Raw genomic sequence first — 10,066 nt, forward strand, 5'->3', positions numbered from 1 at the left:
TATATCTTTAATATAGTTTTACACCACGATATCAATAATGTTTGATACCATCTTGATCAGATCGTTACTTTCAAAAAGTGCATTTTCCACTTCTTTTTCAGGAACTTGTTTTTCTTCTGTCTTGTTGTCATCAAAGGTTTCTTTTACTAGCGGGACAACGACTTCCTTTAATGCGTAACCAATTAATCCTGATACTAATAGGTTCATATTTATCTTCCTTTATATTTTGATTTTAATTTAGGTTGAGCTCTTAAATTATAAACAAACAGTAATTTATTACCATCATTAAATTGAATTAAATATCACCTTAAATAAAGAATATATTTATTAATTAAGTTGGTTCGATTTTTGCAAAGTAGGCAGTGAATAAATCACTTTGTTGATAAGTTAGGGAATCAGTATGGCGTCGGATTTAATGCAGCTTGGTATCAGTGGCTTGCGAACATCGCAAAAGCAACTGGATGTTACCAGCCATAATATTAGTAATGTTCACACCCCGGGTTACAGCCGTCAGGTCGTTGATCAAAAAGCCGCAGATGCGCAATGGAGTGGCGGTAATTATTACGGTAGCGGTGCCTATATTGATAGTGTGAATCGCGCTTATGATCAGTTTGCTGCCCGTGAGCTGACGCTTTCTACTACCCAACTCGAAGAATCTAATGTACGTCAGCAGCATATGATGATGTTAGATGATTTCACCTCAAAAAGTGCTGTTAATACCGTAAATAGCATGAACGATTTTTATAACTCAGTACGTTCATTGTCAGATCACCCTAACGATCTTGGCTCTCGACAAACTGTGTTAGAAAGCGCCAATCAAGCAGCAAACAGCTTTAATAATTCTTATGAAACGCTAACCAATATTCGTCGAGATGTGAACGAGCAACTGGATGTAACACTTGAGCGTGTGAATGCATTAGGGCAAGAACTTGCCGCTATTAATACCAGCTTACAAGAATTACCTGATGGCGATAAAAACTACGACTTATTAGATAAACAACGTGGCTTAATCAATGAATTAGCGAAATATACTAAAGTCACTGTCCTCGCTGATAAAGGTAGCCTTGCGGATAAAGTGATTATTGGCAGTGGTGATACTTTAGTCTCTGGCGTTGAATCTTCACAACTAAAAATGGTGAGTGGCGATCCTGATTTAGAAGATAAACAAATTGCCATTGTTAACGGTAATCAGGCCAAAGCCATTAAAAGTGATCACATTGGTGGCGGATTAGGTGCAATGTTGTCGATCCGTGATGATGTGATTGATAAAAGCCTTGATGAAATGGGGCGGATGGCGATTGGCTTTTCAAAACAAATAAACGATTTACAGCAATCGGGTACCGATCTCTCAGGTGCGGTTGGAAGCGCTATTTTTTATGATGTTAACAACCCTAACTTAATGAAAGAGCGAGTTTTAAAGCCATTAGGTAGTCAAACTGATATTGATGTCAAAATTGATGATGTAAATGCGTTAAAAACGGGAGAATACCAGCTTACAACTGAATTTGATGGTACTGATTATAGTTTTCGCTTAATCGATCCCGCTGGCAATGAAATGAAACAGTCAAACGGCAATCCACTTATATCTCCAACAGCGACAATGCCTTTAGCAGTCAGTGTCGATGGTTTAACGTTAACCATGAATACTGTGATGGGCAATCCTCCTGCGGCAGGACAAAGTGAGACCGTCATCATTCAGCCGATGCGTCGTGGTGCGGCAAACATTAGCGTGGAGATGTCAGATCCTCGTGGCCTAGCAGGGAATAAAATATCCAGTATTGAAGCTAACCCAAATAACGTTGGAACAGCAGAGCTAAATAAAGCCGGCGGGTTAGTGCCTGACCAATTAGCGGGCACCTACAGAGTCGACATTATTAACAGCGCTGATTTAACAGCGACCAATAATGCAAGTAACACTGGTGCAGCGACGCTGACGGCTATTCAAGCTGCTGGTGCCACAGTGGCACAAGGCACGTATACCCTTAGCTTAAATGGTGCGGGCGATAAACTTAGCATGGTAGATGCTGCAAATAATCCGATTAATTTAGTTGATGCTACGGGTGCTGTTGTTAACGAGCTAGACTATCCGCTTACAACAACGGGTAATGTATTAACCATGGTTGCTAGCAATGGTGATCAAATTAGCGTAGCAAGTTTAACTTCAGGTGCAGCGATTGGTGATACGTTTACGTTAGCCATCACCGCTTCTGATAAGTTAACAGTAACGAATACTCAAACGAACACCCTAATGGATTTAAAAGATGATGCGGGTAATACCGTCCAATCATTGGTTTATCCATTAACTAACGTGAATAAAGAAATTACCTTTGCAAACCAAACAGCCCCGACATTGTCACTGACGGATAATGGTCAAGTAGGGGATAACTTTACGGTGACTTTAGGCCGGACTAATGCGGTAGGTGGCAACAGTAACTTCTTAGCAATGCAGCAAATTCAGCATGGCAAAACCATGAATGAGGGCAAATCAAGCGTGATTGATTTGTTTGAAGGGTTAGCAACAGATATTGGTATGTTAAAGAATAATGCGGATAAAACTGCAGAAGTCAATCAATTGGATTTTGATGCTGCGTCCGAGCGGGTATCGAACTTATCGGGCGTTAACCTTGATGAAGAAGCCGCTAATCTTATGAAGTTCCAGCAATCTTATATGGCATCCTCTCGGATCATGTCAGTGGCTAAAGAAACCTTTGATACCTTAATGCGTACCGTGTAGTAGGAGTAAATCATGATTAACCGAGTTTCTACTGCTAGCCAGTATCAAAGTTTAACCTCGAATTTAATGCGCAAGCAGGGTGAACTAAATACCAGTAATGAACATTTAGCGACGGGTCGACGCGTATTAACCGCGGGTGATGATCCTGTTTCATCAGTAATGATTCAGAATTATCGTCAAGAGCAGACACTCATCACGCAATATCAAGATGCAATAACATTAGCGACCAACCGCATGAATGTGACGGAATCAACGTTAACGGGTGTAGAGAATAATCTTGATGTGACGAAACAAAAAGTCATTCGCATGATCAACGGTGCTATGGCAGCGGAAGATCGCAGTGCATTTAAAGATGAATTGCAGAGCCTTTATGATGAGTTATTAGGGTTAGCGAATACTCAAGATGAATCGGGTAACTATATTTTTGCAGGTACACAATCAGCCACCAAACCTTTTATGCAAAATGGGCAAACGCCGCCAACCATTGTTTACCAAGGGGATGATCAAGCGCGTCATAGCCAAATAGATAAAAACTTAGAGGTGAAGACCAGCTTAACGGGTAATGATGTCTTCATGGCGATACCCAACCCTTATGGTGATTACCGCCCTGATTTTTCTAACTTACAACCAGACTCGCAACTACATGTTTTAACGGCAACAAATAGCAATCCTAACGACAGCAATAATTACAGTGTAAAGTTTGTCGATAATGCTGGTGTAATGGAATATCAACTTTATCAAGGGGATCCAACAACAGGTGTATTATTGGAACAAAATACTTATGAGCCTGAAGTGGGGATAAGCTTTGATCTCGCAGCTGCTGGTGGTGCGGGAACGTTAGACTTTCAATTTGATGGTGAAATCAAACTGGGTGATAGTGTCGCGTTAAACCCGAGTAAAACCTTTAACGTTTTAGACTCTCTTCAAGGTGCGATTAACAACGCAGAACAGCCAACGTCATCAGCAGAAGGTAATGCCAATTTACAACGTGTTATTGATGATTTAAATGGCGCATTCATTCACATGAACCAGCAGCGCTCGCAGGTTGGTAGTGTGTTACAAACCCTTGATAGACAGGGCGAACAACACAAAGATTTTGAATTAACCTTGAATAAAGCACAAAGTGGTTTAGAAGATCTCGACTACAGCAAAGCGATCATTGATATGAATGAACAATCGATGGCACTGCAAGCATCACAGGCAGCGTTTAATAAGACAAAAGAACTCACATTATTTAATTATTTATAGCTATCTGACACAGAATTAAGCGGCAATAAGTTGCCGCTTTTTTTTGTTTAACTAACTGTAAAAAAATAAAGTTAACCCTTGATAAGAAAAAAATAAAAAAAACATTAAAGCATTTTCTGACTGTGCCGTTAAAGAAATCACAACAGGAAAAACTTAGTTAGCCCGGGAATCGCTGGGTATCACATCAAGGAGCTACAATTATGGCTGTTACAGTTAATACTAACGTCTCTGCAATGACCGCCCAGCGTTACCTAAACGGTGCAAGCAACGGCGTTGCTAATAGCATGGAAAAACTATCTTCTGGTCTTCGCATTAACTCTGCAAAAGATGATGCTGCAGGTCTTCAAATCTCAAACCGTTTAACCAGCCAAACAAACGGTCTAAACGTAGCAATGCGTAATGCCAACGACGGTATCTCAATGGCGCAAACGGCTGAAGGCGCGATGTCAGAAACAACAAACATGCTTCAACGTATGCGTGATTTGTCTCTTCAAGCAGCGAATGGCTCAAACTCAGCTGAAGACCGTGAAGCACTTCAAAAAGAAGTAAGTGCCTTACAAACAGAAATGACCCGTATTGCAGATACTACAACGTTTGGTGGTCAACAGTTATTAGATGGTACTTTCGGTACGAAATCCTTCCAAGTTGGCTCAAATGCGAATGAGACTATTGATGTTTCATTATCAAGTGTTGCTTCTGGCGATATTGGTCAACACCAGAAATCAGGTGCTGGTAGTGTATTTGGCGCAGATGCAGCAGCAGGTCTAGCATACGGTGTAGCAACAGGCGCAGCTGATATAGTTTTATCAGGTCCAAATGGTGTTTCAGCTGCTACTGATATTTCAGCAATGGATGCTAAAGCAGCAGCTGATGCCTTGAGTGCATTGGGTACTGGTGTTGAAGCTAAGGCTACGGCTCGTGTTGAGTTGGATAATTTGACTGCTGCAGATACTGGTACACTGGAGATTGGTACAACAAGTTATGATTTAAGCACTTATAATGGTGATATGTCTGAGCTTGCAAGTGATATCGGTAAAGATGGTTATAATGCTACTTATGACAAGTCTACAGGTAAATTGCAGATCGAAGCTGAAGATGTTGCAGGTATTAAAGCTGTAGGTCCTGCAGGCGGTACATTAACTATGGCGACAGTTGATTCTTCAACGGGAGTTGCTGGTACAGCTGATACTGTTGATGCAGGTGGTGTTGTAGTTAATTCTGAATTAGCTTTTAGTTCTAGTGATAAGTTTTCGGTAACTGGTACTGCTGCAGCCATTACTACTGCAGCTGGTAACTCATCTTTAAGTACTGTTAAAGATATCGATATTACAAGTCAGAGTGGTGCTCAAGGCGCACTAGACGTTATTGACGCAGCTATTGCTGGGATTGACTCACAACGAGCAGATCTCGGTGCGGTACAAAACCGTTTTAACCACACGTTAAATAACCTTGCAAACATCAATGAAAATGTGAATGCATCAAATAGCCGTATTAAAGATGTCGACTTCGCAGCTGAAACCACTAACATGACGAAGAATCAGATTCTACAACAAGCAAGTACGTCTATCCTTGCGCAAGCTAAGCAGATCCCACAAGCGGCACTTAGCCTACTGGGTTAATCATTAAAATGAAGCCCTGTATATTCAATACAGGGCTTTTTTACTTACAGCTATATCGCTAAGGACTGGCTATGGCGATCAATCCGATAAATATCTTTTCATCGTCTTTAACCTCTAATCAGGATATGGAAGGCGATAAGAAAGTTCGTCACACTTCCCCTCAAGGTTTAGAGCAACAAACTGTTAGCTCTGAACCCTCCTTATCATCGATAAAGGCCGTTAATCCTATTGATTCCAGTGACATTGACGATCCCCTTAATTCATCTTTGCTAGAGCAAAAGTCGGAACAAGAGAGAATTAAGCAGATTGAAATGGCATTACAAGTTGCTAATCGATCGTTACGTTTCCATCAAGATGATGAATCAGGTAAACCAATCGCCACGATCGTTGATAACAAAACCGGTGAAGTTATTCGACAGGTTCCGGCACAAGAATTGCTAGATTTAAACAAAAATTTGGCCAAGTACGGTTTAGGCTCGTTAAGTCATAAAGTGTAAAAGGAAAACTCATGGGGTTAAGTGCAGGTGGTTTAGCTTCTGGCTTAGATGTTGCTGGTATGACGCAACAATTGGTTGCCGCCGAACGTGCGCCGAAAGAGCAGCGCATTAAAGAGCAACAACAAAAACTGGAAGTACAGTTAAGTGGCTATGGGCAAATTAAATCTGCAGTATCTGGTCTAGAAGATATGGTGAAAAAATTTGCTGAAGATAAAGTATTTGCAGGTCAATCAGCTAAATCATCTGAGAAAGATTTTGTATCTGTTGAAGCATCAGATAAAGCAAAAAATGGTAGTTATACCGTTGAAGTGTTAGAAATTGCTAAATCTCATAAAGTGGTCACCAACAATGCCTTTGATGCAGATCCTAAAGCACAACTGGGAGCGGGCGATTTGGAAATTACGGTTGATGGTAAAACCATGTCTGTCACCATTGACCAAGATAAAAGCAGCTTAAAAGATGTACTGAATGTAATTAACAATTCTGCAGATAACCCCGGTGTAACAGCAACAGTTATTAATGATGCTAATGGTTCGAAAATTGTTTTCTCAAGCACTGAAACCGGTGTTGCCAATGAAATTTCTATTGATGCATCAGGGATGACAGGGGAGCTAGCTAAATTAAGCTTTGATCCTGCCAATCCAACAGCCAATGCCGATATGGTCGAGATGCAAAACGGTGTTGATGCCAAAATTAAAATTGATAACTTCACCGAAATTACCAGTAGTAGTAATAAAATCGAAGATGCCATTGAAGGTGTAACACTCGATATTAAAAAACTCACAAATACTGACGATGTTAAGTTTGCAACGATAGATATCACCAATGACACTTCAACGGCAAAGTCTTCTATTGAATCCTTCGTTGAAAAGTACAATGAGTTTATCGATACCGCAGATAGTTTAAGTAAATACGATGTAGAGTCTAAATCTAGCGGCCCATTAAACGGTGATAGTTTAACCCGCTCAATCATCAGTCAAATGCGAAATATGATGAATGCGGGTATCGAAGTTGACGGTAGAACTTATAGTTTAAGTGATTTTGGTATTACCACCGATCGTTATGGAAAAATCGAGATTGAAGACGATAAGTTGGATGATGCATTAAAAGATAACTTCAATGCGTTTAACGCTTTTTTCCATACAGATGAAAAAGGGTTTCTTGATAAAGCTGAAGCCATTTTTAAAGGTTACACCAGTTCAACGGACGGCTCTTTAACCAATAAAGAGAAAAGTTTAAAAGAGCAGCAAGATAGATTAAATGATGATATGGATGATTTGAACGAGCGAATGAAAGCTTATGAAGAACGAACCTATCAACAGTTTACCGCAATGGATGCAGCTATTGGAAAAATGAATAATCAGCTGAATACCATGATGAGCCTAATGACATTTTAAAGTGAATGAAAAATGGAAAAATTAACTCAACTCGAACAGCAGATTGAACAGCTTTTACAGCAGCAAGATTATCCTGATGATTTTCCTCAACAATTGGAAAATTTGGTTGCTCTACGTCATCAAGAAGTAGAAAACATCTTAGGTCAGCCTGATTTAACGCGCGTTGTGTTTGATGATGTGGTTGCACGCACTAAAGCATTAAAAAGCTTAATTCAGAAGCATAAAGATATTATTGGTGAGCGTTTAGTGCGTTCGAAAAAGAGCAAACAATCGTTATCACTTTACAGCAATATTCAACAAAACGGTTTGTAGCCTTCTTGGTTTTGTTGATTTTGATTTCACTTATTAAATAAGGGATTACATCATGCGTGGTTCTCTTCAGGCATATAAAAAAGTTTCAGTTAATGCACAGTTAGCAAGTGCGTCGCCTCATCGTATTATTCAAATGTTATATGCAGGTGCGATTGAGCGTTTAATTCAAGGTAAAGCAGCAATGGAGCAAGGCAATGTTGCTGTGAAATGTGAGCGTTTAAGCAAAGCATTAGATATCGTATTAAGCTTACGTGATTGTCTATCAATGGAAGATGGCGGTGATATTGCTAAGAACCTTGATTCACTTTATGAGTTTATGGCGAGTGAAATTACCCGCGCAAACGCTGAAAATCAAACTAAGCCTATCGATGACGTAATTGGTATGCTGCGTGAAATTAAATCGGCATGGGATCAAATTCCTGCGGAATATCATCATCTAAGTGAAGCAAGTTAAATTAAGAAATGCGTGTTTTGATGCATATTGGTAACGAAACGCTGCAAAATATTACTAATTTATGACAGATATAGGATGAATCGCTGTAAACGGGCAATATTCATCCTATTATTTTATATATCCTTGTATTGGTATCACACCTTTCTGCTATCAAATATTGCCTTATCGTGTTGTTTAATTACAATAGACCTTAATAATATTGGCTGTGGTTCTCATTTTTATGAGTAAGCCAGTAATTACATCATTTCTATGAAGGCAGGCTATATCCATTCTATGCAAGGTTTAGCAAAGACACTCGTTATTGAGGACGATCAACAGCAACGTCATGATCTTAGTGTAATTCTAAGTTTTGTGGGCGAGCAGTATGAAGCTGTTTCATCACAAGATATTGAAGCCGAATTATGGCAACAGCCGTGGGGTGCGTGCTTACTGGGTAATATTGAAGTAGGCAAAACACTCACCCATATTATCGATACGCTGAAAGTGCAGGCGCACATTCCGGTTGTTTCATTAGGTAACCATCGTAGTCATCTTTCTGGTTTAGCGAACTATGTTGGCGATCTTGAATTACCTCTGCACTATAACCAGCTCGTTGATGCTTTCCGTCACTGCCAAGAATTCTCTGGTAAGCGTGCTTACCAAGTCCCTCAGTTAGGCCGTAAAAATACCTTATTCCGTAGTATGGTCGGTAGCAGTTCTGCTATTAGTCAAATTCGTCATTTGATGGAACAAGTAGCTGCTTGTGATGCTAGCGTTCTGATCTTAGGTGAATCAGGAACGGGTAAAGAAGTGGTAGCGCGTAATGTTCACTATCATTCGTCCCGTGGTAAAGGTCCTTTTGTTCCTGTGAACTGTGGTGCGATTCCACCGGATCTTTTAGAAAGTGAATTGTTTGGTCATGAGAAAGGGGCGTTTACGGGGGCAATTTCTGCACGTAAAGGCCGTTTTGAATTAGCTGAAGGCGGTACGTTATTCCTTGATGAAATCGGTGATATGCCGATGTCAATGCAAGTGAAATTATTACGTGTACTGCAAGAGCGTTGCTTTGAACGTGTCGGCGGTAGCGAAACAATCAAAACTAACGTACGTATTATTGCGGCCACACATCGTGATTTAGATAAGATGATCCACGAGAATCTATTCCGTGAAGATCTGTATTATCGCTTAAATGTGTTCCCAATCGATATGCCAGCAATGCGTGATCGTATTGAAGATTTACCATTATTGTTGCAAGAATTATTGACTCGTATGGAAGCTGAGGGTGCGAAGCGTATTCACTTTACCCCACGTGCGATTAATTCATTAATGGAGCACAGTTGGCCGGGTAACGTACGTGAATTAGCTAATCTTGTTGAGCGTCTATGTATTCTTTACCCAGGTGAAATGGTTGATATTAACCACTTACCAATTAAGTATCGTTATGGTCAGCTTCCAGATTTTACTCCTGAAAATGCAGTACCAAGTGTGGAAGAGTTAGAGCAAGAAGCGTTAGCGAGTATGTTCTCCTCTTATGAAGAAGAACAAAATGTCGCTAATAGTGAGCTTCCACCTGAAGGCTTGAACCTAAAAGAAATGTTGGCTGATCTTGAAGTTGATATGATCAAGCAAGCATTAGATGCACAAGCAGGAGTAGTCGCAAGAGCAGCTGATATGCTGGGTATGCGTCGTACGACACTGGTTGAAAAAATGCGTAAATATGGCCTAAGCAAAGAAAGTTAATATTACGCTATTATTGAATATGGAGCCGATGTCATTAATTTGACATCGGCTTTTTCTTTTCAATCACATACAAAAATTGTATCTCT

General features: G+C 40.1%; 9 protein-coding genes. 8 read left to right on the forward strand and 1 reads right to left on the reverse strand.

Annotated elements, in window-relative coordinates:
* Positions 1-18 precede the first annotated feature (18 nt).
* Positions 19-207 carry a hypothetical protein gene (locus E5A76_RS15175; protein ID WP_008986434.1) on the reverse strand — a complete coding sequence of 63 codons (189 nt, stop codon included), beginning with the start codon at positions 205-207 and terminating at the stop codon, positions 19-21.
* A gap of 193 nt (positions 208-400) precedes the next feature.
* On the opposite strand from E5A76_RS15175, the gene flgK reads away from it, so the two are divergent.
* The 8 genes from flgK (at position 401) to E5A76_RS15215 (ending at position 9,980) form a co-directional block, all read left to right on the forward strand.
* On the forward strand, positions 401-2,734 hold the full coding sequence (gene flgK / locus E5A76_RS15180; RefSeq protein WP_161119419.1) for a flagellar hook-associated protein FlgK: 2,334 nt from the start codon (positions 401-403) through the stop codon (positions 2,732-2,734).
* A 12-nt stretch (positions 2,735-2,746) separates the two neighbouring features.
* Entirely contained in the window at positions 2,747-3,982 is a 1,236-nt protein-coding gene (flgL, locus tag E5A76_RS15185; protein ID WP_161119420.1) for a flagellar hook-associated protein FlgL, read from the forward strand.
* A gap of 200 nt (positions 3,983-4,182) precedes the next feature.
* Entirely contained in the window at positions 4,183-5,601 is a 1,419-nt protein-coding gene (locus tag E5A76_RS15190) for a flagellin (protein WP_161119421.1), read from the forward strand.
* Between the two features lie 71 nt (positions 5,602-5,672).
* Positions 5,673-6,098 (forward strand): flagellar protein FlaG, encoded by a 426-nt coding sequence (locus E5A76_RS15195; RefSeq protein ID WP_161119422.1) that lies wholly within the window; start codon positions 5,673-5,675, stop codon positions 6,096-6,098.
* Between the two features lie 11 nt (positions 6,099-6,109).
* The gene (fliD, locus tag E5A76_RS15200) at positions 6,110-7,495 is read left to right on the forward strand and encodes a flagellar filament capping protein FliD (RefSeq protein ID WP_161119423.1); all 1,386 of its coding nucleotides are present in this window, start codon (positions 6,110-6,112) and stop codon (positions 7,493-7,495) included.
* A 12-nt stretch (positions 7,496-7,507) separates the two neighbouring features.
* Positions 7,508-7,807 (forward strand): flagellar biosynthesis protein FliS, encoded by a 300-nt coding sequence (locus E5A76_RS15205; protein WP_107205489.1) that lies wholly within the window; start codon positions 7,508-7,510, stop codon positions 7,805-7,807.
* Positions 7,808-7,859: 52 nt separating this feature from the next.
* On the forward strand, positions 7,860-8,261 hold the full coding sequence (fliS, locus tag E5A76_RS15210; protein ID WP_008986441.1) for a flagellar export chaperone FliS: 402 nt from the start codon (positions 7,860-7,862) through the stop codon (positions 8,259-8,261).
* A gap of 273 nt (positions 8,262-8,534) precedes the next feature.
* Positions 8,535-9,980, forward strand: a complete 1,446-nt coding sequence (locus E5A76_RS15215) for a sigma-54 dependent transcriptional regulator (RefSeq protein WP_161119424.1) — start codon at positions 8,535-8,537, stop codon at positions 9,978-9,980.
* The last annotated feature ends 86 nt before the right edge of the window (positions 9,981-10,066 follow it).

This window comes from Photobacterium lucens, from assembly GCF_009873615.1.
Taxonomy (GTDB): domain Bacteria; phylum Pseudomonadota; class Gammaproteobacteria; order Enterobacterales; family Vibrionaceae; genus Photobacterium; species Photobacterium lucens.